This is a genomic window from Sphaerotilus hippei, assembly GCF_003201595.1.
GTDB lineage: Bacteria > Pseudomonadota > Gammaproteobacteria > Burkholderiales > Burkholderiaceae_C > Sphaerotilus > Sphaerotilus hippei.
Genome location: NZ_QJJS01000008.1, coordinates 88,649 through 111,793, shown reverse-complemented (window position 1 = coordinate 111,793; position 23,145 = coordinate 88,649). Strand labels below are relative to the sequence as shown.

The window sequence follows — 23,145 nt, the reverse complement described above, 5'->3', positions numbered from 1 at the left end:
TCACCGGTCGCCCTGGCGTTTGCGCCACTCCGCCACGGCCGGGGCGATCTGGTGCATCGACGTCATCAGCCGGATGCCCGGTCCGGCGCGGCGCTGCAGCACGGGCAGGGCGCTGCCAGCCCAGATCTCGATGTGGTCGGGCAACTGCGTGCGCAGTTCCAGCAGGCCTTCCAGCGTCTGGTTGGGGTTGTTCACCGCCGTGAAGCTGAGCACGATGATCTGTGAGCGGAAGGCCTGCGCGGCCATCACCAGGTCGCGCAGCGGGGTCTGGCGGCCCAGGCTCGTGCACCAGCAGCCTTCCACCGACATCAGCGCCTCGGCCATCAGCAGGCCCAGGCCGTGCGGCTCGTCGGGAAAGGTGCTGCTGAGCACCCGGGGCGTGCTGGATTCGTCGGCCTCCGGGGCGCCGGCGATGGCCGCACGCAGCACCGTCTCCAGCGTGTCGCTGCACAGGTGCTCCTCGAAGATGTCCATCTGGCCACGTGACCAGGCCGTGCCGATCTCGTGCACCAGCGGCAGGGCCACGTCGGTGACAAAACGGCCGAGGCCGCGCCGCAGCAGGCACTGCGTCAGATGGCGCCTGAATCCAAGCAGCTCGTGTCTGCGTAGAAGGTCCACGAGCAGGGTGACGTCCGAACCCGGCTCGGGGTAGGCCGCGGAGGTGCGGGCGGGTGAGGGGGCCAGGTCGCCAAAGCCCTTCAGCACGTCGAGGCCCAGGCTGACGATGCGACCGGGGCGGTGACCGGCGTCCAGCAGCCGCTTGACGTGTCGCAGCCGCTCCACCTGATCGGCCGGGTAGAGGCGCTCCCCGTTGCTGTCGCGGTCGGGGTTGGGAAAGCCGTAACGCCGCTCCCACACCCGCAGGGTGTCCTTGCCGATGCGGGTGTCGCGCTCGACGGCGGCGATGGTCAGCGGCGGAGCGAGGAGGGGGACAAGTTCGGCCATGCGGCAATTATGTCTTGGACAAATGCTTGTACAAAGTTATTTGTCCAACTAGTATTCGATCAATCTTGCCATTTGACCTAGACAAAAGATGATCAATCCTGATGTGAGCGTGGCGATCGACCTTCGATGGAGCGCCGGGGACCATCGCTGCCGGACCCGTTCGACTGGTACGGAAAAGTACGTCGCCGGACCGGAACTTTTCCGCGCGTCCGCGTTCACATACGGGAAGTTGCGCATGCCGGTTTCCGGCGCCAGGGCGCAACCTTCGGTCAGGGGCTTGACCAGCGCAGGTCCCGACAGGTTTTTGTCGTCGTGCAGACGGCCGGTCATGCCGGCCGGAATCCCGGGGCGGTTCTCCTCCTCCTCCCTCCCTCCCTCATTCCCCCTGGGGCGCTGCACGGCGATTTCTCTATCCCCCCCTTCCCCCCTCGGCCCTGACGGCGCAAAGCGCCGCCGTCAGGCGCGCCGCGCGGCACGGCGGAGGTGGGCATGAAACGGGTGGCCGTGGTGGGCTCGGGCATTGCCGGGCTGTCGGTGGCGTGGCGTCTGAGCCATCCCGACGAGCGCTGCCGCGTCACCCTGTTCGAGGCCGAGGACCGCCTGGGCGGCCACACCCACACCGTCGACGTGACCTTGCCCGATGCGCTGGGGCGGCCCGTGACCCATGGGGTCGATACCGGCTTCCTGGTGTTCAACCACCGCACCTACCCGCGGCTGCTCGAGCTGTTCGCCGAACTGCAGGTGCACACGTCGGCGTCGGACATGTCGTTTTCGGTCCAGGCCGACGGGGGCGGGCTGGAGTGGAGCGGCTGTGACCTCGGCACCGTCTTCGCGCAGCGCCGCAACCTGCTGCGGCCCCGCTTCCTCGGCATGCTGGCCGACCTGATGCGTTTCAACCGGCTGACCACCCGCCTGGCGGTGCAGGGCGCCGACGCCGAACTGCAGCAGCCCATCGCCGATTTCCTCGATGAACACCGCTTCGGCGACGCGTTCCGGCGCTGGTATTTCCTGCCGATGATCGGCTGCATCTGGTCCTGCCCGACCGAGCAGATGCTGCGCTTCCCGATCGCGACCATGATCCGCTTCTGCCACAACCACGGTCTGCTGCAGGTGACCGACCGGCCGCAGTGGTACACGGTCACCGGTGGTGCACGCGAGTACATCCGTCGCATGCTGCCGCGCCTGCAGGACGTGCGCCTGTCGTCGCCGGTGACCGGCCTGCATCGGCCGGCCGGCGGCGGGCCGGTGACGGTGCACAGCCGGCATGGCGCCGAGGTCTTCGACGAGGTGGTGCTGGCCTGCCATTCGGATCAGGCGCTGGCCTTGCTGGGCGAGCAGGCCGATGCCGACGAGCGGGCCGTGCTCGGTGCGATCACCTACCACCCGAATCGGGCCGTGCTGCACACCGACACGGCGCTGCTGCCGCGCCGCCGCAAGGCCTGGGCCGCCTGGAACTACGAGCACGCGCCCACCGAGGCCCTCGAGCAGTCGGGCGTCTGCCTGCACTACCTGCTCGACCGCCTGCAGCCGCTGCCGTTCGCACAGCCGGTGATCGTGTCGCTGAACCCGGTGCGCGAGCCCCGGCCCGACCAGGTGCTGGCCACCTTCGACTACGCCCATCCGGTGTTCGACCAGGCCGCGATCGCCGCCCAGCCCCGGGTGGCCGAGCTGCAGGGCCGGCGCCACACCTGGTTCTGCGGCGCCTGGGGAGGCTACGGCTTCCACGAGGACGGCCTGTCCTCCGGCCTGCGGGTGCTCGACGGCCTGAAGCGGGCCTGGGCCTCGGCGCCCGAACGGCGGGTCGCATGAAGCCGCCTGCACCGCTGCTCGGCCGGGGCGTGGTGCGCCACACCCGGCTGCGCCCGGCGCACCACGCCTTCCACTACCCGACGTGGTTCCTGATGCTGCCGATGCGGACGTGGCGGGAGCGACCCGACACGGCACTGCCGCGCAATCGCCGTGCCCTGGTCAGCTTCCACGATCGTGACCACGGCGAGGGGGGCGACGATGCGCTGGCCTGGCTCGAATCCCTGCTGCTGCAGCAGGGCGTGCACGACGGTGACGGCGAGGTCTGGTTGCAGACCTTTCCGCGCGTGTTCGGCGTGGTCTTCAAGCCGGTCAGTTTCTGGTTCGTGCACCGGCGCGACGACAGCCTGGCGGCGGTGGTCGCCGAGGTCAACAACACCTTCGGCGAGCGCCACTGCTACCTGCTGCAGGGGCCTCAGCTGGGCTGGGGCCGCGAGCAGGTGGCCGCCAAGGTCTTCCATGTCTCGCCCTTCTGCTCGGTGCAGGGCTGCTACCGCTTCCGGTTCATGCGCTCGCCGGACCGGGGCGCGCAGCCCGGGCGCCTGGTCGTGCGTGTCGACCACGACGATGCCGAAGGGCCGCTGCTGCAGACCAGCATCAGCGGTGAATTGCAGCCGCTGCAGGCCGGCAGCCTCGTGCGCCTCTGGGCCTCGATGCCTTTCCTGACGGCGGGTGTCCTCGTGCGCATCCACCTGCAGGCCGTGCGACTGTGGCTCAAGCGGGTGCCGTTCTTCCGCAAGCCCGCCCCGCCGGTGCTCCCGGTCACCCGATGAGCCGAGCGCCCGTGTCCCGTCTCTCCAACCCGTCCTTCCCCATGAGCACCACCGCCACGACCCGTCCCTGCTCCTCCGACTGGCCCCATGCGGTGGCGACCGCCGCTGCGGTGTCGCCGGCCACCGTTCCCGCCGACGCACCGGCGATCGCGCGTGCGGCCCTGCGCCTGCTCGACCGCATGCAGCATGGCCAGCTGGAGCTGCACCTGCCGGGCGGCGGACACCTGCACCTGGGCCAGGGTGCCGAGCCGCTGGCGGTGCTGCGCCTGCACAACTGGTCGCTGTTCGGTGCGGCGGCGGCCCGCGGTGATGTCGGCGTGGGCGAGACCTACATCGCCGGAGACTGGAGCACGCCCGACCTGGCCGGCCTGCTGCGCCTGTTCATCCACAACCGCGACCAGCTCGAGTCGCTGGTCTACGGCTCCTGGTGGGGCTCGCTGCTGAGCCGCCTGCGCCACTGGCGCAACCGCAACACCCGCGCCGGCAGCCGGCGCAACATCCACGCCCACTACGACCTGGGCAACGCGTTCTATGCCCGCTGGCTGGACGAGACGATGAACTACTCCAGCGCCTGGTTCGAGGGGCGGCTCGACGGCGATCTGGTCCGGGCGCAGCACGCCAAGGTCCACCGCGCGCTGCGCGAGGCCGGAGTGCCGGTCGGGGGTCCGACCGATGCGGCGTCACCCGCACCGCGGGTGCTCGAGATCGGCTGCGGCTGGGGGGCGCTGGCCGAGATCGCCACGCGCGATGCCGGGGCCTCGGTCACCGGCGTGACGCTGTCGACCGAGCAGCTGGCCTGGGCGCAGGAACGCCTGCGGCGCGTGGGCACGAGCGATCGGGCCGACCTGCGCCTGCAGGACTACCGCGACATCCGCGACGAGCCCTTCGACGCGGTGCTGTCCATCGAGATGTTCGAGGCGGTGGGCCGCAGCTACTGGCCGTCCTATTTCGAGACCGTCGCGCGCTGCCTGAAGCCGGGCGGCCGGGCCTGCATCCAGAGCATCACCATCCGCGACGACCTGTTCGAGTCCTATGCACGCTCGACCGACTTCATCCAGCAGTACATCTTCCCGGGCGGGTTGCTGCCCAGCGAGACCGAGTTCCGCCGCGCCGCCGAGCGGGCCGGACTGATCGTCGAGCGCAGCTTCGCCTTCGGTGCGGACTATGCCGAGACCCTGCGCCGGTGGCGCCAGCGTTTCCTGGCCGAGCAGGTCTCGGTGCAGCGCCTGGGCTTCGATGAGCGTTTTGCCCGGACCTGGGCGTTCTATCTCTGCTACTGCGAAGCCGCCTTCGATACTGGCAACACCAATGTCATGCAGTTCACGCTGCGCAAGCCGGAACGGGTCTGAGATGGCTGCGCAGCCCGGTCACCTCCAGCGGCGCCGGCAGCTGCTGCGCCTGGCAGCGCTGTCGGCACTGCCCTGGGCCGCCCGGCCGGCCCGCGCGGCCACCGCACCGGCCGAACTGGGCGCGCTGCTCGGCCCGGTGCGGCAGCAGGGCCGCATGCAGTTCCGCTGGTTCGGTCTGCGCATCTACGAGGCCCGGCTCTGGGTGCCCGAGTCGGCGCCGGCGCTGACGGCCGAGCGTTATGCCGCCGGGGACTTCGCGCTCGAGCTGGCCTATGCCCGCACGCTCGACGGGGCGGGCATCGCCGAGCGTTCACTGCAGGAGATGCGGCGGGTCGGCCGCATCGAGCCGGCACAGGAGTCGGCCTGGCTGGCCGCGATGAAATCGATCTTCCCGGATGTGCAGGCCGGTGACCGGCTGGTCGGCCACCACCGCAGTGCGTCGGGCGTGGCGACCTTCCTGTTCAACGGCCGCCCGGTCGGCTCGGTGGCCGATGCGGAATTCGCCCGGCTGTTCTTCGGCATCTGGCTGTCGACCCGCAGCCCCGAGCCGGCGCTGCGGGCGGCCTTGCTGGGCACGCCGTGAGCCGCGGACCTTCGGGTGCCGGCGAGGGGCTGACCTACGGCGCGCTGGGTCTGCCGCTGGCGTTCGCCGCACTGCCTCTGTACGTGCAGCTGCCGGCCCATTACGCCGAACGCTTCGGCATGCCGCTGGCGGTGCTCGGGGTCCTGCTGCTGCTGGTGCGGGCCGCCGATGCGCTGGTCGATCCCTGGCTGGGGCGGTGGATCGACGGGCGCTTCGCGCTGGGCCTGGCGGCCGTGCACCGGGTCCTGCTGATGGCGGCGGCGCTGCTCGGCCTCGGGGTGCTGGCGGTCTACCTGCCGCCGGTGCGTGAGCCGGGGCCTCTGTTGCTGTGGTGCGGGGCCAGCCTGGTGCTCACCTACCTGGCCTACAGCACGCTGTCGGTGCTGCATCAGTCCTGGTGCGCCCGTCTGGGGGGCGGGGATGCCGGTCAGGCCCGCTGGATCGCCTGGCGTGAAGGGGCGGCGCTGCTCGGTGTGGTCGTCGCCAGCGTGCTGCCGTCCTTGCTGGGCATGGAGCGCAGCCTGCTGGTGTTCGTGCTGCTGCTCGCCGGTGCGGCCGCGCTGTTCCTGCGGGCGCGGCCACCGGCACCGCGGCCAACGCTGCAGCAGCAGCAGCAGCAGCAGCAGCAGCAGCAGCAGCAGGCCGCTCCCGGCGAGACGCCTCGACCTGCCGTGGCCGGCGCCTGGCGTTCTTCGGGCCTGCGCCGCCTGCTGGTGGTGTTCATGCTCAACGGGGTGGCGGCGGCGGTGCCGGCCACGCTGGTGCTCTTCTTCGTGCGCGACCGGCTGCAGTTGCCGGCCTGGGAGGGGGCGTTCCTCGCCGCCTACTTCGTCAGCGCGGCGCTGGTGCTGCCACTGTGGGTGCGTGTGGTGGCCCGGATTGGCCTGCTGCGGACCTGGGCGCTCGGCATGGGCCTGGCCGTGCTGGCGTTCGCGGCGACGGTGTGGCTGGGGGCCGGGCAGGGTCTCGCCTTCCTGCTGGTGTGCGTGCTCAGCGGGGCGGCGCTGGGGGCCGATCTGGTCGTGCCCGGTGCGCTGCTGGCACGCGTGGTGGTGCACGACGGCGTCTCGGGTTCGGCCGAGGGGGCTTATTTCGGCTGGTGGAGCGGGGCGACCAAGCTCAACCTGGCCCTGGCCGCCGGGCTGTCGCTGCCGCTGCTGGGCTGGGCCGGTTATGTGCCCGGCAGCCGTGATGCCGCGGCGCTGACGGTGCTGGCGGTGGCCTACGGCCTGCTGCCGTGTGCCCTGAAGCTGCTGGCCTTGCTGGCGCTGTGGGGTCTGCTGGGGCGGGATGCCCCGGCGTTCAGAGGAGAAGACTGATGGCAAGACGATGTGCGTGGCGACGGTCCCTGCTGGCGGCGGCGGCCCTGGCGGGTTCGCTCGTGCTGGGGGGCTGCGCCGGCCCGCAGGTGCAGGACTACACGGGCCAGACGCCGGTGCTCGACCTGCGCGAGTATTTCAACGGCGAACTCACCGCCCATGGCCTGTTCACCGACCGCTCCGGAGCGGTCAAGCGGCGTTTCACGGTGCGCATGGTCGGCCGCTGGCAGGGTGACCAGGGTGTGCTCGAGGAGGACTTCACCTACAGCGATGGCCAGACCGAGCGCCGGGTCTGGCGCCTCTCGCGCCAGGCCGACGGCCGTTATGTCGGCCGGGCCGACGACGTGCTGGGCGAGGCGAAGGGGGAAGCGGCGGGCAATGCACTGCGCTGGCAGTACACGCTGCGGCTGCCGGTCGACGGCACGACCTACGAGGTGCAGTTCGACGACTGGATGTACCTGATGGATCGCCAGGTGATGCTCAACCGCGCGACGATGAGCAAGTTCGGCATCCGCCTGGGCGAGGTCACGCTGTCCTTCCACAAGCCCTGAGCGCAGGATCAGCACATGAGCCTCAATCCCGCATTGCGCGACTGGTCGGGCCAGGTGGCCTGGGTGGTGGGCGCCTCCAGCGGCATCGGCCTGGCCACGGCCGGGCTGCTGGCCGCGCGTGGCGCCCGGGTCGTGGTCAGCGCCCGGCAGACCGCCCCGCTGCAGCAGTTCGTGCAGCGCCATCCGGGCGCGCTGGCGCTGCCGGCGGACGTGACCTCGCGCGAGCAGATCGGCCAGGCCTGCGACGACCTGCTGGCCGCCACCGGTCGGCTCGACCTGGTGATGGTCTGCGCCGGCCACTACCGGCCCCAGCGCGCCACGGCCTTTGACCTGGCGGACATGCTGCGCCATCAGCAGGTCAACTACGTCGGCGCGCTGAACGTGCTGGATGCCGTGCTGCCGGTGCTGCTGCGCCAGCGGGCCGGTCACCTCAGCCTGGTCGCCAGCGTGGCCGGCTACCGCGGCCTGCCCAATGCACTGGCCTACGGGCCGACCAAGGCCGCGCTGATCGGGTTGGCCGAGGTGCTGTGGATGGACCTGCATGACCAGGGTCTGGGCGTGTCGGTGATCAACCCCGGCTTCGTGGCGACGCCGCTGACGGCGCAGAACCCGTTCGTGATGCCCGCGCTGATCACGCCCGACGAGGCGGCCCGGCAGATCCTGAGTGGCTGGGCGGCCGGAGACTTCGAGATCCACTTCCCGAAACGCTTCAGCCGGTTCCTGAAGCTGCTCGGGCTGCTGCCCGACCGGCTGTACTTTGGGCTGATCCGCAAGGGGACCGGCCTGTGAGCGGCCCTGGGTCCGCCCTGCGCCATGCCGATCCGCGGGTCGAGGCGGTGGTGCGCTTCTACGAGGCCCTGCAGCCCGCCGATCTGGACCGGCTGGCGCAGCTCTACAGCGAACAGGCCTGGTTCAAGGATCCGTTCAACGAGGTGAGTGGCCTGGCCGCGATCCGCCGGATCTTCGCGCACATGTTCGAGGTGCTGCACGGACCCCGCTTCGTGGTGCACGACATCGTGGCTGAGGGGGACCAGTGTTTCCTGACCTGGACGTTCAGCTTCGCCCTGTCGCCTCGTGCCGTGCCGCTGCAGGTGCGTGGCACGTCACAGCTGCGTTTTGCGCCCGACGGGCGGGTGGCCTGGCACCGCGACTACTGGGATGCGGCCGAGGAGCTGTACGCCCAGCTGCCGGTGCTCGGGGTGCTGATGCGCTGGCTGCAGCGCCGGCTGCGCTCGCGCTGAGCCGGCGAGCGGCCGCTCAGCGCATCCAGCCCTTCTTGCGGAAGTACAGCAGCGGAGCCGCCACCGACAGCGCCATCAGCGTGAGCGCGAACGGATAGCCCCAGCGCTGGCTCAGCTCCGGCATGTGCTGGAAGTTCATGCCGTAGACGCTGGCGATCAGCGTGGGCGGCAGCAGCGCCACGCTGGCCACCGAGAAGATCTTGATGATCTTGTTCTGGTTGATGTTGATGAAGCCGACCGTGGCGTCCATCAGGAAGTTGATCTTGTCGAACAGGAAGGCGGTGTGGCTGTCCAGCGAGTCGATGTCGCGCAGGATCTGGCGGGCTTCCTCGAACTGTTCGGCGTTGAGCATGCGGCTGCGCAGCATGAAGCTGACCGCCCGGCGCGTGTCCATCACGTTGCGCCGGATGCGGCCGTTCAGATCCTCCTCGTGCGCGATGGCCGACAGGGCCTCGCCCGCTGCCCGGTCGTCCACGTCGTGCTTGAGCACCCGCGCGCTGACCTTCTCCAGCGAGTCGTAGATGCCTTCGAGCGCGTCGGCCGAGTACTCCGCGTCGGCGTCGTAGAGCTTGAGCAGCACGTCCTTCGCATCCTCGATCAGCGCGGGGATGCGGCGCGCCCGCAGGCGCAGCAGGCGGAAGACCGGCAGGTCCTCGCCATGCACCGAAAAGAGGATGTTGTTGCGCACGATGAAGGCGACCCGCACGTTGCGCGGGGTCTCGCCGTCATCGATCAGGAAGTCCGAGCGGATGTGCAGTTCGCCGTTGTCCTCTTCGTAGAAGCGGGCGGATTCCTCGAGGTCCTCGTCGACGACGTCATCGGGGATCGTCAGGCCGAAGCGGCTCTGGACCCAGCCCTTTTCCTGGGGTGTCGGGGCTTCGAGGTCGACCCAGACCGGACTGACATGCGCCAGCCCCTCGGGCGTGTCGATCTCTTCCTGGAACAGACGGCCGCTGGACAGCGTGAAAACATTGAGCATCGAGGCTCCTGGGCGGAGGGCGTGCACGCGGAGCGTGCACCAGACAAGCAAGACGAGAAAAATGAGGAAACCCGTCTCACTCCTGTCTGGGTCGGACCTGGGCGGGCCAGGTCGACACGGGAGGGACGGTCACCGAGAGTGACTGTGGTCCATGTCGCGCTCCAAAAGCCGGGTAACGACTCGATTATGGCACCGCCTCGGGCGGCATCACTCTTGCGTGGACGGGCTGCACGCCGGGAGGCCTGCACCGCATCGCAGCGTCTTTTTCCAGCGCTGCTGAATGCTCGAAAACCAGCAGATTAATCCCAAAAACGGTGCACAGGCGCATTCCCACACACCGTAACGTGGAAGTGCATCGGCCGTCTTGCCAGACGCAGGGGGACTTGTCACACTGGCTTCACACAAGGGCAGACGGCCCGGTGGAACCAGAGAGCGAACAGATCTTCCCCACCAACCTCTTGAATGGAGGCTCCATGAATCTGACGATCAGCGGACATCATCTGGAAGTGACCTCTTCGCTGCGCGAATACGTGCTCACGAAGATGGACCGGGTCACCCGACATTTTGATCAAGTCGTCGATATCAACGTCCTGTTGACAGTGGAAAAGCAGAAGGAGAAGGATCGTCGTCAGCGTGCCGAAGTCACTCTCCACACCAAGGGCAAGGAGATCTTTGTCGAAGCCAGCAACGAGGACCTGTATGCGGCCATCGATCAGTTGATGGACAAGCTCGACCGTCAGGTCATGCGACACAAGGACAAGCTTCAGGACCACCACCACCACACGCTCAAGCGTGAAGTGATGGCCGACGAGGCGGCGTGATGCCCCTGCGGTCCTGATCATGCGAGGGCGGCCCTGTCAAGCAGGGCCGTTTTTCATTTTGTGCAGGTCTTCGCGATCTGGCGGTGTTGTTCACAGGCAACCCGGCTCCATGACCCATGAAATACGGGAGATCTGGTTCGCACTGGTTTCCGCGTGATTCTTATAATCCCACTCCCGACCACCTGCGCAGCGCTCGCCAAAGTCTCAGTCTGAAACGGCGCTTTGTCCTCGATGAACCGTCTAGCCGCTATCCTCCCGGCCGCCAACGTTCTGGTGAACGTTGAAGCCTCCAGCAAGAAGCGCGCGTTCGAGCAGGCCGGTCTGCTGTTCGAGAACCAGCACGCCATTGCCCGTGCCACGGTCACCGACAACCTGTTCGCCCGCGAGCGTCTGGGCTCGACCGGTCTGGGGCATGGCGTCGCCATTCCGCACGGCCGCATCAAGGGCCTGAAGAATCCGCTGGCGGCCGTCATCCGTGTCAGCCAGCCGATCGCCTTCGAGGCGCCGGACGACGAGCCGGTCGTGCTGATGATCTTCCTGCTGGTGCCCGAGGCCGCCACGCAGCGCCACCTGGAGATCCTCTCCGAGATCGCCGAGCTGCTGTCCGATCGTGACCTGCGCGAGCGACTCAAGACCGAGACCGATCCGCTGCAGGTCCATGAATTGATCTCGCGGTGGGAACCGCTGAAATCGGTCGCCTGAACGGCGAACGGTTTGTACGCCTCCACGGGTCCGGGCTTGAAGCCGACCGTCATCAGCGCTGAAGCCTTGTTCGACGCCCATCGGGCGTCGCTCAAGTGGGAGTGGATCGCCGGGCATGCCCACCCGGAGCGCCGCTTCGACGAGGTCGCGGTGCGCGACGCCCAGTCGTCGGCCGATCTGGTCGGCTACCTCAACTACATCCATCCCTACCGGGTTCAGATCGTCGGGCGTCGCGAGGTGGCTTATCTGGAGGCCACCGACCAGGAGACCCAGGAGCGCCGCATCTCGCGCATCGTCACGCTCGAGCCGCCGGTGCTGATCGTGGCCGATGGCTGCGCCGCTCCCGACCGGCTGGTGGCCATGTGCGAGCGCGCCGACATCCCGCTGTTCAGCACCCGCGACTCGGCGGGGCACGTGATCGACGTGCTGCGAGGCTACCTCGGCCAGCACTTCGCCGAACGCACCTCGCGCCACGGGGTGTTCATGGACATCCTGGGCCTGGGCGTGCTGCTGACCGGCGAATCGGGGCTGGGCAAGAGCGAACTCGGCCTGGAACTGGTCTCGCGTGGCCACGGCCTGGTGGCCGACGACGTGGTCGACCTCTACCGGGTCTCGCAGTCGGCGATCGAGGGGCGCTGTCCCGACCTGCTGCGCAACCTGCTCGAGGTGCGGGGCATCGGCCTGCTCGACATCAAGGCCATCTTCGGCGAGACGGCGGTGCGCCGGAAGATGCGGCTCAAGCTCATCGTGCACCTGGTGCGCAAGGAGACGCTGGACCGCGACTTCGAGCGCCTGCCCTACGAGCCGCTCTACGAGGAGCTGCTCAGCATGAACGTGCGCAAGGTGGTCATCGCCGTCGATGCCGGCCGCAACCTGGCGGTGCTGGTCGAGGCGGCCGTGCGCAACACCGTGCTGCAGCTGCGCGGCATCGATACCTACCGCGAATTCATCCAGCGCCACCGTGAACTGATGGAGCGGGGCGACACCGGCCTCTGAGAGCCGCCCGCAGGCGGCGCCGCCCAGTGGCGGCGTGTCTCACTTGCTCGGGCGGTGCGGGCAGTTCTTGCGGGTGCAGTGGGCGTAGAGCGCCAGCGAGTGTTCCTGCAGAGCGAAGCCGCGCTCGATCGCGACCGCACGCTGGCGGGCTTCGATCTGGGCGTCGAAGAATTCCTCGACATGGCCGCAGTCGAGGCAGACGAGGTGGTCGTGGTGCTGACCCTCGTTGAGCTCGAAGACCGACTTGCCGCTCTCGAAATGGTTGCGCGACAGGATGCCGGCCTGCTCGAACTGCATCAGCACCCGGTAGACCGTGGCCAGGCCGATGTCCGAGCCGTCGACCAGCAGGACCTTGAAGACGTCCTCGGCGGTCATGTGTCGCTGGGCGGCGCGCTGGAAGATCTCGAGGATCTTGATGCGAGGCAGGGTGGCCTTCAGCCCGGAGCTCTTGAGTTCGTCGGCGTTGGTCATGAATGCAGAAGGGCAGGTTGTCTCGCTAGAATCCATGATGATATCGGGATGCGTTCACCCTCGTGAGCCTCCGTTCATGTCCATACGATGCCTGCACTGTCCCGGATCCGCCGCCCTGTTCCTGTCCTTGCCCTGCTGGCCAGCGTGATCGGGTCCTCGTTGCTGGGGGCGTGTGCCGTCAGCCGCACCGGCGATCTGCTGGGCCTGATCACGCCCTACCGCGTCGAGGTGGTGCAGGGCAATGTCGTGACCCGCGAGATGGCCGCGCAGCTGCGCGCCGGCCTGACCCGCGAACAGGTGCGCGGCCTGCTCGGCTCGCCGCTGCTGGCCGACGTGTTCCACGGCGACCGCTGGGACTACGTCTTCACGATCCGCCGCCAGGGTGCGCAGCCGCAGCGCCGCGTGGTCACGGTCTTCTTCGATGCCGACCGTGTCAGCCGCTTCGATGCCGACGGCCTGCCGTCCGAGCAGGAGTTCGTCGCCTCCATCGACGTGACCCGGATTGAGCCGCGCAAGACCCCGCTCGAACTCGACGACCGACAGCTCAGCGCCTTGCCCCTGCCGGGCCCGAGTCGTGCAGCTGCCGCGGCAGCCGCTCCCGCCAGCGGCCCGCTGCGCGCCTTTCCGCCCCTTGAATCTCCCGACCGATGACCGCTCCTCTCCGTATCGCCGTGGCCGGCTGCACCGGCCGCATGGGTCACATGCTGATCGAGGCCGTGCAGGCGGCCGACGACTGCGTGCTCGCCGGTGCCCTCGACCGCGAGGGCAGTCCGGCCCTCGGCCATGACGCGGCCGCCTTCCTGGGCCAGGCCAGCGGCGTGGCGATCACCGCCGACCTGCGTGCCGCGCTGCAGGGCGCCGATGCGCTGATCGACTTCACCCGCCCCGAAGGCACGATGGCCCACTTGGCGGTCTGCCGCGAGCTGGGCGTCAAGCTGGTGATCGGCACGACCGGCTTCAGCGACGAGCAGAAGGCGCAGATCCGTGCCGCCGGCCAGGACATCGCCATCGTGATGGCGCCCAACATGAGCGTGGGCGTCAACGTGGTGATGCGCCTGCTGGACATGGCCGCGCGGGCGCTCAGCGAAGGCTATGACATCGAGATCATCGAGGCCCACCACCGCCACAAGGTCGATGCCCCCAGCGGCACGGCGCTGGCGATGGGCGAGGTCGTGGCCGGTGCGCTCGGTCGTGACCTGAAGACCTGCGCCGTCTACGGCCGCGAAGGCGTCACCGGCGAGCGTGACCCGAGCACGATCGGCTTCGCGACCGTGCGTGGCGGGGACATCGTCGGTGACCACACCGTGCTGTTCGCCGGCACCGGCGAGCGCATCGAGGTCACCCACAAGAGCTCCAGCCGCGCGACCTACGCCCAGGGCAGCCTGCGGGCGGTGCGGTTCCTGGCCGGCCGGCCGGCCGGCCTGTTCGACATGAACGACGTGCTGGGCCTCGGCTGAGCGCGCCCGGCTGAACCACGATGGGGAGCTTTGCGCAGATCTGGTCCGAAGGCGACGGCGTCTCCCGTGTCGTGGCGCTGCTGCTGATGGTGATGTCGGTGGCGGCGTGGGTGCTGATCTTCTGGAAGTCCTGGGTGCTGACCCGGGTGCGCCGTGACCTGGCCCGGGCGGTGCCCGCGTTCTGGTCGGCCGGCACGCTCGACGCCGCCCGCGCCCAGCTGCAGCGGCTCGACCGCGAACAGGTGCTGATGCCGCTGCTCGATGCGGCGCAGTACCGCGCGCCCTCGGGCACGCTGGAGGCCGCCGGCCACAGCGCGGCGCAGCTGACGCGCCACCTGCGAGATGCGCTGCACCGGGTCGTGACCCAGCTGCGCTTCGGGCAGGTGCTGCTGGCGTCGGTCGGCGCCACGGCGCCGTTCATCGGCCTGTTCGGCACCGTCTGGGGCATCTACCACGCGCTGCTGGGGGTGTCGGCTGCCGGCACGATGAGCATCGACCAGGTGGCCGGCCCCGTCGGCGAGGCGCTGGTCATGACCGCCGCCGGCCTGGCGGTGGCCATTCCGGCCGTGCTGGCCTACAACCTGTTCGGCCAGTGGGTGCACGCCTGCGAGACCGAACTCGAGGGCCATGCCCACGACCTGCGCGAGATGGTGCTCGACCAGCTGGATCCGCAGCGCACCCGCACCGCGGCGCCGGACGGGGACTGAGCCGTGGCCTTCGGCAGGCTGGAGCGCAACCGCGGGCCGCAGCCCATGAGCGACATCAACATGACGCCGCTGATCGACGTCATGCTGGTGCTGCTGGTGATCTTCATGATCACCGCGCCGCTGATGACCTCGCGCCTGAAGCTCGACCTGCCCAAGGCCGAGGCCGCCGCGGCCGGTCAGGCACCGGTCGACGCGCTGCAGATCGCGCTGCAGGCCGACGGGGCGCTCTACCTGGCCGAAGAGCGCCTCGAGCCCGAGGCCTTCGCGCAGCGCCTGGCCCGGCTGGGCGAGCGTCCCGGCGCCCGCCCCGAGGTGCACCTGCGGGCCGATCGGGCCGTGCCCTACGGGCGCGTGGCCGAGCTGATCGGCCAGCTGCAGCAGGCCGGACTCGACCGCATCGCCTTCGTCACCGAGCCCGCGGCCGCCAAGGCGCCCTGAGCGGGCGCCGGGCACGCGATAATCCACGACTTGTGCCCTGATCTCTGACCGCTGGCCGCAGCCTCGTGCTCCGGCTGGAGCGAGCTGCCCCATGAACGAGAAATACGATCCCGCCGCCGTCGAGTCCGCCGCGCAGGCCGCCTGGCGTGCCGCCGATGCCTATCGCGTGACCGAGGACCAGAACAAGCCCAAGTTCTACGCCTGCTCGATGCTGCCTTACCCGTCGGGCAAGCTGCACATGGGCCACGTGCGCAACTACACCATCAACGACATGCTGACGCGTCAGCTGCGGATGAAGGGGTTCAACGTCCTGATGCCCATGGGCTGGGACGCCTTCGGCCTGCCGGCGGAAAACGCCGCGCTGAAGAACGCCGTGCCGCCGGAGAAGTGGACGCGCGAGAACATCGCCTACATGAAGACCCAGATGCAGGCGATGGGTCTGGCGGTCGACTGGAGCCGCGAGGTCGCCACCTGCGACCCCGAGTACTACAAGTGGAACCAGTGGCTGTTCCTGAAGATGCTGGAGGCCGGCATCGCCGAGCGCCGCACGCAGGTCGTCAACTGGGATCCGGTGGACATGACCGTGCTGGCCAACGAGCAGGTCATCGACGGCCGCGGCTGGCGCTCGGGCGCGGTGGTCGAGAAGCGCGAGATCCCCGGCTACTACCTGAACATCGTCCAGTACGCCGACGAGCTGCTCGGCGCGGTCGCCAACCCGGAAGACCCGAACTACCTTGCCGGCTGGCCCGAGCGCGTGCGCCTGATGCAGGAGAACTGGATCGGCAAGAGCGAGGGCGTGCGCTTCGCCTTCACGCACGACATCCAGGACGCGGCGGGCGCGCTGATCGGCGACGGTCGCATGTACGTCTTCACGACGCGCGCCGACACCATCATGGGCGTGACCTTCTGCGCCGTCGCGCCGGAACACCCGCTGGCCGCGCACGCCGCCGCGAGCCATCCCGCGCTGGCTGCCTTCATCGCTGAATGCGCCCAGGGCGGCACGACCGAGGCCGAGCTCGCGACCCAGGAAAAGAAGGGCATGGCCACGGGCCTGTTCGTCACCCACCCGCTGACGGGCGCGCAGGTCGAGGTCTGGGTCGGCAACTACGTGCTGATGAGCTACGGCGACGGCGCCGTGATGGGCGTGCCGGCGCACGACGAGCGCGACTTCGCGTTCGCGAAGAAGTACGGCATTGCCATCAAGCAGGTCGTGAAGGCCGGCGATGAGGTGTTCTCGCTCGACGCCTGGGCCGACTGGTACGGCGACAAGCAGCGCGCCGTCTGCGTCAACTCGGGCGCGCTGGACGGGCTGCCGTACAAGGAGGCCGTCTCCAAGGTGGCCGAACTCCTGGCTGCCCGGGGCCTGGGCGAGAAGAAGACCACCTGGCGCCTGCGCGACTGGGGCATCAGCCGCCAGCGCTACTGGGGCACGCCGATCCCGATCATCCACTGCGACGACTGCGGTGCGGTGCCGGTGCCGGCCAAGGATCTGCCGGTCGTGCTGCCGATCGACTGCGTGCCCGATGGCAGCGGCAATCCGCTGAAGAAGCGCACCGACTTCCTGAACGTCGCCTGCCCCTGCTGCGGCAAGCCCGCGCAGCGCGAGACGGACACGATGGACACTTTCGTCGATTCGTCGTGGTACTTCATGCGCTACTGCGACGCGCAGAACAGCGAGCAGATGGTCGCCGGCGGCACCGACTACTGGATGCCGATGGACCAGTACATCGGCGGCATCGAGCACGCGATCCTGCACCTGCTGTACGCCCGCTTCTGGACCAAGGTCATGCGCGACCTGAAGCTGGTGAAGGTCAACGAGCCCTTCACGAAGCTGCTGACGCAGGGCATGGTGCTCAACCACATCTACAGCCGCCGCACCGACAAGGGCGGCATCGAGTACTTCTGGCCGCACGAGGTCGAGAACGTGTTCGATGCCGGCGGCAAGATCGTCGGCGCGCAGCTCAAGGAGGCCAAGGGCGACCTGCCGGCCGGCACGGCCATCGACTACCAGGGCGTCGGCACGATGTCCAAGTCGAAGAACAACGGCGTCGATCCGCAGGACCTGATCAACCAGCACGGCGCCGACACCGCCCGCCTGTTCGTGATGTTCGCGTCGCCGCCGGAGCAGACGCTGGAGTGGAACGACTCGGGCGTCGAGGGTGCGCACCGCTTCATCAAGCGGGTCTGGGGCTTTGCCGCAAAGAACGAGGCCGTCCTGAAGGCCGCCACGGCCGGCGATTTCAGCCAGGCCGAACTGCGTGGCGACGCCAGGACCCTGCGCCGCGAGCTGCACCTGGCCCTGCGTCAGGTGAGCCACGACTACGAGCGCATGCAGTACAACACCGTGGTGTCGGGCTGCATGAAGGTGCTCAACGCGCTGGAAGGCTTCAAGTCCGACGGCAGCGATGGCGATCGTGCCGTGCTGTGCGAAGGCGTCTCGCTGCTGCTGCGCATGCTCTACCCGGCCTGCCCGCACATCACCTGGAGCCTGTGGAGCGAGCTGGGTTTCGCGGCACGCCAGGGCGACCTGCTCGACGCGCCGTGGCCTGCCGTGGACGAGGCGGCCCTGGTCCAGGACGAGCTCGAGCTGGTGCTGCAGGTCAACGGCAAGACACGCGGCTCGATCAAGGTGCCTGCCGGCGCCGACAAGGCCACCATCGAGGCGACGGCCGCGGCCAGTGCCGAGGTGGCCAGGTTTGCCGAGGGCAAGCCGCCGAAGAAGATCATCGTCGTGCCGGGCCGCCTGGTGAACGTGGTGGTCTGACGGGGACGTGACGAGCATGACTGTGCGATCCCCTGCGGACGGCCCGGTGGCTGCCGATGTCCGGCGCCGCCTGCTGAGCTTCGGCGCGGTGGCCACGCTGGCGCTGGTGGCCACGGGCTGCGGCTTCCAGCTGCGCCGCCCGCCGGCGCTGCAGCTGCGGCGCATCCACCTGCGCGGGCTGGTCGGCTCGTCGCTGCTGGGCGAGGAGCTGCGCCGGCAGCTGCGCGCCAGCCCCGGTGTCGAACTGCTGGAGGCCCCACCGGGGGCCGACGTGGTGCTGCAGGTGCTGGAGGACAGCCGCGACGAGGTGGTCGCCGTCTCGACTTCGGCCGGCCTGGTGCGTGAGCTGACGCTGCGTTCGCGCCTGCGCTTCCGGGCGCAGACGCCCTCGGGGCTCGAGCTGATCGCTCCGACGCTGCTGCAGCAGCAGCGTGACATGAGCTACACCGAGACCGACGCGCTGGCCAAGGAGCACGAGGCGCTGCTGCTCTACCGCGCGATGTCGGTCGACATCGCCGCCCAGGTCGTGCGCCGGCTGGCCATCCTGGGCCCGGCGGCGCTGGTGGCACCGGCCGCGTCCGCGTCGGCGCCCTGAGCGGACGGACGCACGCATGCAGGTCCGCTCCGATCAGCTCGATGCCCAGCTGGCGCGAGGCCTGAGGCCGCTCTACGTCATCCACGGCGACGAGCCGCTGCTGGCCCAGGAGGCCGCCGACAGCGTGCGGGCGGCCGCCCGGCGGGCCGGCCACACCGAACGCAGCGTGCACACCGTCGCCGGCGCGCACTTCGACTGGTCGTCGCTGCTGGGCGAGGTCGGGGCGATGAGCCTGTTCTCCGACCGCCGGCTGATCGAGATCCGCATCCCGGGTGGCAAGCCGGGCAAGGACGGCTCCGAGGCCCTGCAGCGTTACGTGGAGCTGCTTTGCGACGACGTGCTCACCATCGTGACCCTGCCGCGCCTGGACCGCACGCAGCAGGGCAGCGCCTGGTTCCTGGCGCTCGACGGCGCGGGCGTCAGCGTGCGGGTCGATCCGGTCGAGCGACGCGCGCTGCCGCAGTGGCTGGCGCAGCGCCTGGCGGCGCAGGGCCAGCGGGTCGAGGAGGGTGAGGCCGGGCAGCGCACGCTGGCCTTCTTCGCCGACCGCATCGAGGGCAATCTGCTGGCCGCCCACCAGGAGCTGACCAAGCTGGGCCTGCTCTACCCGGGTGGCGTGCTGGGCCAGGAGCAGGTCGAGCAGGCGGTGCTGAACGTGGCGCGCTACGACGTCTTCAAGCTCGGCGAGGCGGTGCTGGCGGGTCAGGTCGACCGGGCGCTGCGCATGCTCGACGGCCTGGCGGCCGAAGGCGAGGCCGCGGTGCTGGTGCACTGGACGCTGGCCGAGGACCTGCGCATGTTGTGGCGGGTGAGCCAGGCGCTCGACCGCGGGCAGCCGCTGCCGATGGTGCTGCGCGAGCAGCGGGTCTGGGGCGCCAAGGAGAAGCTGGTCGAGCGGCTGGCGCCCCGGCTGGACCGCGAGGCCCTGGCCACGCTGGTGCAGGCAGCCCACACCTGCGACGGGCTGGTCAAGGGCCTGCGCGATCCGGCCTGGCCGGCCGATCCCTGGCAGTCGCTGCGGCGTCTGGTGCTGATGACCGTGCAGGCGCTGTCCCCCCGCGCTCCGGCCACCGTGCTGGCGCTGACCGGCGGGCCGCGCCTGCGGTGATCCCGCGTCAGTAGCGGGTCTGGGCCGACAGGTACCAGCCGCGCTGCGCCGGCTTGTCGCCGATCTGCCCCAGGTGCAGCGACGCGGCCGACAGGCTCCACTGGCGGTTCGGCCACCAGGCGACGAACACGTCGGCGGCACTGTCCTCGCGCCAGGCGTCCAGCGGATCCTGCCGGCGCCGCCACTCCAGGCCGACGGCGAGGTCGTCGTGCAGCAGCAGTGCCACCGAGGCTTCGGGCAGCAGGCGTGTGGCGGGGCGGGCGCCGCCGCCGGGTCCCGGCAGGTCGAAGCGGTCGGACGGACGGTGGCGCAGCGCCAGGTCGACGACCACGTGGCGACCGAGCACGCCGCCCAGCCAGACCTTGGTCGCCGCCAGGTAGAGCTCGGTGCTGCGCGGGCTGCGCGGACCGGCGCCCGCGGCGGGGCTCCGTGTGCGCCGGGAGGTCGATCCCAGCGTGATCTGTGGCCAGCGGTCGTCGCGCGGGGCGGCATTTCCCAGCCGGCGCCAGCGGGCCGTCGTGTCGTGCAGGCGTCGCGGATCGTCCGGCCCCGTCTCGTCCAGACCGAGGCGCGGTGGCGACAGCGAGGCTTCCCAGGGTTCCTCGATCCCACCGGCCAGGGCGCCTGCGCCCGTCGGATCCCGCACGATCAGCGCGTCCAGGGCCTCGCCGGCGCGGGCCGTGCACAGGCCCGACAGCAGCACGAGGGCCAGCACGAGGCGGCGGCCGGGCGCGCAGCGCAGCCGCGGGACTGCCGGATCGGCGGCAGGATGGGCGAGGTGTTGCATGCCCTGAAGCGTGCGACCACCAGCGGTCGGTCGACCGGGGGATAAACACGCCCTTCAGCCGCGTTTTCAGGCCCTGCTTGGCGCGGTGGAGGTGAGATGCTGATCATGTCCTCCTGTCCGTGCCGCTTCGAGAGTCCCGACATGTTCCATCGCCTGACATCGAGGTCACGTCCGCGGGTGCCGTGGATGGTGCCGGTCCTGGCCGCTGCCGGTGCCCGGCCTGCCCCGATCCGATGAAACCGAACGGCCGAACCGATGCGCTGCGCCTGTCCGGGCGCTGGTTCCGCTGGCGCCTGAGCGGGCTGGAGCGGCGCATCGTCTGGCCCTTCCTGCTGCTGCTCGTGCTGGTGCAGGGCATGAGCCTGTGGCTGGTGCACTGCTCGATCGAGCGCAGTGCCTCCCGCACGGTCGAGGCCGAGCTGCACACCGGCTTGCGGGTCTTCAACCAGCTGCTGCTGCAGCGGGCCGAGCGCTTGTCGGAGGCGGCGGCCCTGCTGGCGTCGGACGAGGGCTTCCAGTGGGCCGCCAGCCGCCAGGAGGTCACGACCCTGGCCGACGCGCTGGACCGCCACGGCCAGCGCATCGGCGCATCGCTGGTGATCTACACCGACACCGCCTGGACGCCGCTGGCCGCCGCCGGCTTGAGCGTGGCGCGGGTCGTGGCGCTGCTGCCGGCCGCGCACTTGGCGGCGATGGCCCCCGCGGCGGTGGCCGGCATGACCGGGCCGGCGGTGCTGACCCTGATCGAGGGACAGCCCTACCAGATCGTGGCCGTGCCGGTGAAGGCGCCCTCGACGATCGGCTGGGTGCTGATGGGTTTCGTGCTCGACGAGGCCGTGCTGAAACCCCTGGCGGACATCACCGACCTGCGGGCGGCCGTGCTGCTGGGCTCGTCGCCCCAGCAGGTGCTGGCGGCCACGCGGGCCCCGGGCCCGCTGCCGCCGATGGAGGCGGACGTGACGGACCCGGCGGCAGCACCCGACCCCACGCTCGAGGCCTGCGGCCAGGCGTTCCGTGAAGCCGGCCAGCGCTGGCGCAACTGCCGCTTCACGCTGGACACCGTCGGGTCCGCAGCCACCCCCGAGGCCGTGCGCCTTCAGCTGGTGCTGGCCCGTTCGGTGGATCCGGTCATCGCGCCATTCCAGCGCCTGCAGCTGACCCTGCTGCTGCTGACGCTCGGCGGGGCGCTGGTGTTCGCGGTGGGCAGCGTGGTGACGGCCCGGCGCCTGAGCACCCCCCTGCGCGGCCTGCGCCTGTCGGCCGAGCGGCTGCGGCTGGGTGACTACGACAGCCCGGTGCCGATTCCGGACCGGCGCCGCGCCGGCCGGGAGCTCGCGCAGCTGGCGCAGTCCTTCGAGTCGATGCGTCTGGCCGTGCAGCGGCGCGAGCGGGAGATCCGCCGGCTGGCCTACTGGGACACGCTGACCGGCCTGCCCAACCGGGCCCAGTTCGTCGATGCGCTGCGGTCCGTGCTGCAGGGCCGGTCCGCCAGCCCGGCACGCCTGCCCGTGGCGGTGCTGATGCTCGACCTGGACCGCTTCAAGCATGTCAACGATGTGCTCGGCCACGAGCTGGGTGACCGGCTGCTGTGCGAGGTCGCCCGCCGCCTGTCACGGCAGGGCCGTCCCGACGGCGTGCTGCTGGCGCGCCTGAGCGGTGACGAGTTCGCGCTGCTGCTGTCGAATGCCGATCGTGAGCCGGCGCTGCAGTTCGCCCGTGCGCTGCTGCAGTGCCTGGACGAGCCGCTGCGGCTGGACGAGCACACGGTGGATCTGAGCGCGAGCCTGGGCATCGTGCTCGCCCCCGGGCAGGGTGATGATCCCGAGGCACTGCTGAGCCTGGTCGAGGTGGCGATGTACGCGGCCAAGCGCCGCCAGCTCGGGGTGGTGCTCTACGAGCCGTCGATGGACCACCGCAGCGAGGCGTCGCTGTCGCTGATGAGCGAGCTGCGCCGGGCCATCGAGCAGCAGGAGCTGCGCCTGTACGTGCAGCCCAAGGTCGATCTGCTCACCGGCGAGGTGCTGGGGGGCGAGGCGCTGGTGCGCTGGCAGCACCCGCAGCGCGGCCTGGTGCAGCCGATGCAGTTCATCCCGTTCGCCGAGCAGACCGGCTTCATCCGCCAGATCACGATCTGGATGCTGGAGGCCGGCATCCGAGAGATGCGCCGCTGGCAGGACCAGGGCCATGCCCACAAGCTCAGCATCAACCTGTCCACGCGTGACCTGCTGGACCCCGATCTGCCCGCTCGGGTGAGCCTGCTGCTGGAGCGCCACCAGGTGCCGGCCACCCGGCTGTGCCTGGAGATCACCGAGAGCACGATCATGGACGATCCGCAGCGCGCCCTGCAGACCCTGCAGAAACTGCACGACCTGGGCCTGCGGCTGTCGATCGACGACTTCGGCACCGGCTATTCGTCGCTGGCCTACCTGAAGCGCCTGCCGGTCGACGAACTGAAGATCGACCGCAGCTTCGTGATGAACATGGAGCGTGACCTCGACGATGCCCGCATCGTGCAGTCGACCATCGGCCTGGCCCACCACCTCGGCCTGAGCGTCGTCGCCGAGGGGATCGAGACCGACAAGGCCTGGGCGCTGCTGGCCCGGCTGGGCTGCGACGAGGGCCAGGGCTACGGCATCGGCCGGCCGATGCCGGCGGATCAGTGGCTGGCCTGGGTCGCGACCTGGCAGGCTCCGGCCACCGAAGCGGTGCACCTCGACACCGATTTCACCCGCCTGCTCTGAGCCGGGCCGCCG

Annotated in this window: 23 protein-coding genes; 19 read left to right on the top strand and 4 right to left on the bottom strand. The window is 69.9% G+C overall.

Annotated elements, in window-relative coordinates:
• The gene (locus C7444_RS10445) at window positions 1-945 is read right to left on the bottom strand and encodes a MerR family transcriptional regulator (RefSeq protein ID WP_110400795.1); all 945 of its coding nucleotides are present in this window, start codon (window positions 943-945) and stop codon (window positions 1-3) included.
• Window positions 946-1,434: 489 nt separating this feature from the next.
• On the opposite strand from C7444_RS10445, the gene C7444_RS10440 reads away from it, so the two are divergent.
• Genes C7444_RS10440 through C7444_RS10405 form a run of 8 tightly spaced genes read left to right on the top strand, consistent with a single transcriptional unit; the run spans window position 1,435 to window position 8,567 of the window.
• Complete coding sequence (locus C7444_RS10440) at window positions 1,435-2,754, top strand: NAD(P)/FAD-dependent oxidoreductase (RefSeq protein WP_110400794.1); 1,320 nt, start codon at window positions 1,435-1,437, stop codon at window positions 2,752-2,754.
• Complete coding sequence (locus C7444_RS10435; protein ID WP_110400793.1) at window positions 2,751-3,524, top strand: DUF1365 domain-containing protein; 774 nt, start codon at window positions 2,751-2,753, stop codon at window positions 3,522-3,524. Before C7444_RS10440 ends, C7444_RS10435 begins: the two co-directional genes overlap by 4 nt.
• A 41-nt stretch (window positions 3,525-3,565) precedes the next feature.
• Window positions 3,566-4,873: an SAM-dependent methyltransferase gene (locus C7444_RS10430; protein WP_110400792.1), complete on the top strand. Its 1,308-nt coding sequence runs from the start codon at window positions 3,566-3,568 to the stop codon at window positions 4,871-4,873.
• A gap of 1 nt (window position 4,874) precedes the next feature.
• On the top strand, window positions 4,875-5,456 hold the full coding sequence (locus C7444_RS10425) for a chalcone isomerase family protein (RefSeq protein WP_110400791.1): 582 nt from the start codon (window positions 4,875-4,877) through the stop codon (window positions 5,454-5,456).
• The gene (locus C7444_RS10420; protein ID WP_110400790.1) at window positions 5,453-6,775 is read left to right on the top strand and encodes an MFS transporter; all 1,323 of its coding nucleotides are present in this window, start codon (window positions 5,453-5,455) and stop codon (window positions 6,773-6,775) included. The genes C7444_RS10425 and C7444_RS10420 overlap by 4 nt, the downstream gene beginning before the upstream one ends.
• The gene (locus C7444_RS10415) at window positions 6,775-7,326 is read left to right on the top strand and encodes a DUF3833 domain-containing protein (RefSeq protein ID WP_110400789.1); all 552 of its coding nucleotides are present in this window, start codon (window positions 6,775-6,777) and stop codon (window positions 7,324-7,326) included. The genes C7444_RS10420 and C7444_RS10415 overlap by 1 nt, the downstream gene beginning before the upstream one ends.
• Before the next feature lie 15 nt (window positions 7,327-7,341).
• Window positions 7,342-8,115 (top strand): SDR family NAD(P)-dependent oxidoreductase, encoded by a 774-nt coding sequence (locus C7444_RS10410; protein ID WP_110400788.1) that lies wholly within the window; start codon window positions 7,342-7,344, stop codon window positions 8,113-8,115.
• Complete coding sequence (locus tag C7444_RS10405; protein ID WP_245909505.1) at window positions 8,112-8,567, top strand: nuclear transport factor 2 family protein; 456 nt, start codon at window positions 8,112-8,114, stop codon at window positions 8,565-8,567. Before C7444_RS10410 ends, C7444_RS10405 begins: the two co-directional genes overlap by 4 nt.
• Before the next feature lie 16 nt (window positions 8,568-8,583).
• Here C7444_RS10405 and corA read toward each other — a convergent pair whose 3' ends face one another.
• Window positions 8,584-9,546, bottom strand: coding sequence for a magnesium/cobalt transporter CorA (gene corA / locus C7444_RS10400; protein WP_110400787.1), 963 nt, complete (start codon window positions 9,544-9,546; stop codon window positions 8,584-8,586).
• A gap of 473 nt (window positions 9,547-10,019) precedes the next feature.
• Here corA and hpf point away from each other — a divergent pair, with 473 nt between their 5' ends.
• The 3 genes from hpf to hprK all read left to right on the top strand — a co-directional run bounded on the left by hpf (window position 10,020) and on the right by hprK (window position 12,065).
• On the top strand, window positions 10,020-10,367 hold the full coding sequence (gene hpf, locus C7444_RS10395; RefSeq protein WP_110400786.1) for a ribosome hibernation-promoting factor, HPF/YfiA family: 348 nt from the start codon (window positions 10,020-10,022) through the stop codon (window positions 10,365-10,367).
• A 231-nt stretch (window positions 10,368-10,598) separates the two neighbouring features.
• The gene (locus C7444_RS10390) at window positions 10,599-11,069 is read left to right on the top strand and encodes a PTS sugar transporter subunit IIA (RefSeq protein WP_110400785.1); all 471 of its coding nucleotides are present in this window, start codon (window positions 10,599-10,601) and stop codon (window positions 11,067-11,069) included.
• A 36-nt stretch (window positions 11,070-11,105) separates the two neighbouring features.
• Window positions 11,106-12,065 (top strand): HPr(Ser) kinase/phosphatase, encoded by a 960-nt coding sequence (gene hprK / locus C7444_RS10385; RefSeq protein ID WP_110400868.1) that lies wholly within the window; start codon window positions 11,106-11,108, stop codon window positions 12,063-12,065.
• A gap of 39 nt (window positions 12,066-12,104) precedes the next feature.
• Here hprK and fur read toward each other — a convergent pair whose 3' ends face one another.
• A complete protein-coding gene (fur, locus tag C7444_RS10380; protein WP_110400784.1) occupies window positions 12,105-12,536 on the bottom strand; it encodes a ferric iron uptake transcriptional regulator in 432 nt (143 codons plus the stop codon).
• 87 nt (window positions 12,537-12,623) lie between these two features.
• Between fur and C7444_RS10375 the strand changes: the two genes are divergently transcribed.
• The 7 genes from C7444_RS10375 to holA all read left to right on the top strand — a co-directional run bounded on the left by C7444_RS10375 (window position 12,624) and on the right by holA (window position 19,605).
• Entirely contained in the window at window positions 12,624-13,187 is a 564-nt protein-coding gene (locus C7444_RS10375) for an outer membrane protein assembly factor BamE (protein WP_110400783.1), read from the top strand.
• On the top strand, window positions 13,184-13,993 hold the full coding sequence (gene dapB / locus C7444_RS10370; RefSeq protein ID WP_110400782.1) for a 4-hydroxy-tetrahydrodipicolinate reductase: 810 nt from the start codon (window positions 13,184-13,186) through the stop codon (window positions 13,991-13,993). The genes C7444_RS10375 and dapB overlap by 4 nt, the downstream gene beginning before the upstream one ends.
• Window positions 13,994-14,013: 20 nt before the next feature.
• Window positions 14,014-14,700: a MotA/TolQ/ExbB proton channel family protein gene (locus C7444_RS10365; RefSeq protein ID WP_110400781.1), complete on the top strand. Its 687-nt coding sequence runs from the start codon at window positions 14,014-14,016 to the stop codon at window positions 14,698-14,700.
• Between the two features lie 3 nt (window positions 14,701-14,703).
• Window positions 14,704-15,138, top strand: a complete 435-nt coding sequence (locus tag C7444_RS10360; RefSeq protein ID WP_110400780.1) for an ExbD/TolR family protein — start codon at window positions 14,704-14,706, stop codon at window positions 15,136-15,138.
• 91 nt (window positions 15,139-15,229) lie between these two features.
• Window positions 15,230-17,902 (top strand): leucine--tRNA ligase, encoded by a 2,673-nt coding sequence (gene leuS, locus C7444_RS10355; protein WP_110400779.1) that lies wholly within the window; start codon window positions 15,230-15,232, stop codon window positions 17,900-17,902.
• 16 nt (window positions 17,903-17,918) lie between these two features.
• Window positions 17,919-18,497 carry an LPS-assembly lipoprotein LptE gene (locus C7444_RS10350; RefSeq protein WP_245909504.1) on the top strand — a complete coding sequence of 193 codons (579 nt, stop codon included), beginning with the start codon at window positions 17,919-17,921 and terminating at the stop codon, window positions 18,495-18,497.
• A gap of 16 nt (window positions 18,498-18,513) precedes the next feature.
• The gene (holA, locus tag C7444_RS10345) at window positions 18,514-19,605 is read left to right on the top strand and encodes a DNA polymerase III subunit delta (protein ID WP_110400777.1); all 1,092 of its coding nucleotides are present in this window, start codon (window positions 18,514-18,516) and stop codon (window positions 19,603-19,605) included.
• Window positions 19,606-19,612: 7 nt separating this feature from the next.
• On the opposite strand, the gene C7444_RS10340 is transcribed toward holA, so the two are convergent.
• Entirely contained in the window at window positions 19,613-20,392 is a 780-nt protein-coding gene (locus C7444_RS10340; RefSeq protein WP_110400776.1) for a DUF3034 family protein, read from the bottom strand.
• A 233-nt stretch (window positions 20,393-20,625) separates the two neighbouring features.
• Here C7444_RS10340 and C7444_RS10335 point away from each other — a divergent pair, with 233 nt between their 5' ends.
• Window positions 20,626-23,133 (top strand): bifunctional diguanylate cyclase/phosphodiesterase, encoded by a 2,508-nt coding sequence (locus C7444_RS10335; protein ID WP_110400775.1) that lies wholly within the window; start codon window positions 20,626-20,628, stop codon window positions 23,131-23,133.
• The last annotated feature ends 12 nt before the right edge of the window (window positions 23,134-23,145 follow it).

What these genes read in the sequence shown, in the direction of transcription:
- C7444_RS10445 (WP_110400795.1), bottom strand. Translation starts at nt 945, where the DNA reads ATGGCCGAACTTGTCCCCCTCCTCGCTCCGCCGCTGACCATCGCCGCC.
- C7444_RS10440 (WP_110400794.1), top strand. Translation starts at nt 1,435, where the DNA reads ATGAAACGGGTGGCCGTGGTGGGCTCGGGCATTGCCGGGCTGTCGGTG.
- C7444_RS10435 (WP_110400793.1), top strand. Translation starts at nt 2,751, where the DNA reads ATGAAGCCGCCTGCACCGCTGCTCGGCCGGGGCGTGGTGCGCCACACC.
- C7444_RS10430 (WP_110400792.1), top strand. Translation starts at nt 3,566, where the DNA reads ATGAGCACCACCGCCACGACCCGTCCCTGCTCCTCCGACTGGCCCCAT.
- C7444_RS10425 (WP_110400791.1), top strand. Translation starts at nt 4,875, where the DNA reads ATGGCTGCGCAGCCCGGTCACCTCCAGCGGCGCCGGCAGCTGCTGCGC.
- C7444_RS10415 (WP_110400789.1), top strand. Translation starts at nt 6,775, where the DNA reads ATGGCAAGACGATGTGCGTGGCGACGGTCCCTGCTGGCGGCGGCGGCC.
- C7444_RS10410 (WP_110400788.1), top strand. Translation starts at nt 7,342, where the DNA reads ATGAGCCTCAATCCCGCATTGCGCGACTGGTCGGGCCAGGTGGCCTGG.
- corA (WP_110400787.1), bottom strand. Translation starts at nt 9,546, where the DNA reads ATGCTCAATGTTTTCACGCTGTCCAGCGGCCGTCTGTTCCAGGAAGAG.
- hpf (WP_110400786.1), top strand. Translation starts at nt 10,020, where the DNA reads ATGAATCTGACGATCAGCGGACATCATCTGGAAGTGACCTCTTCGCTG.
- C7444_RS10390 (WP_110400785.1), top strand. Translation starts at nt 10,599, where the DNA reads ATGAACCGTCTAGCCGCTATCCTCCCGGCCGCCAACGTTCTGGTGAAC.
- fur (WP_110400784.1), bottom strand. Translation starts at nt 12,536, where the DNA reads ATGACCAACGCCGACGAACTCAAGAGCTCCGGGCTGAAGGCCACCCTG.
- C7444_RS10375 (WP_110400783.1), top strand. Translation starts at nt 12,624, where the DNA reads ATGCCTGCACTGTCCCGGATCCGCCGCCCTGTTCCTGTCCTTGCCCTG.
- dapB (WP_110400782.1), top strand. Translation starts at nt 13,184, where the DNA reads ATGACCGCTCCTCTCCGTATCGCCGTGGCCGGCTGCACCGGCCGCATG.
- C7444_RS10365 (WP_110400781.1), top strand. Translation starts at nt 14,014, where the DNA reads ATGGGGAGCTTTGCGCAGATCTGGTCCGAAGGCGACGGCGTCTCCCGT.
- leuS (WP_110400779.1), top strand. Translation starts at nt 15,230, where the DNA reads ATGAACGAGAAATACGATCCCGCCGCCGTCGAGTCCGCCGCGCAGGCC.
- C7444_RS10350 (WP_245909504.1), top strand. Translation starts at nt 17,919, where the DNA reads ATGACTGTGCGATCCCCTGCGGACGGCCCGGTGGCTGCCGATGTCCGG.
- holA (WP_110400777.1), top strand. Translation starts at nt 18,514, where the DNA reads ATGCAGGTCCGCTCCGATCAGCTCGATGCCCAGCTGGCGCGAGGCCTG.
- C7444_RS10340 (WP_110400776.1), bottom strand. Translation starts at nt 20,392, where the DNA reads ATGCAACACCTCGCCCATCCTGCCGCCGATCCGGCAGTCCCGCGGCTG.
- C7444_RS10335 (WP_110400775.1), top strand. Translation starts at nt 20,626, where the DNA reads ATGAAACCGAACGGCCGAACCGATGCGCTGCGCCTGTCCGGGCGCTGG.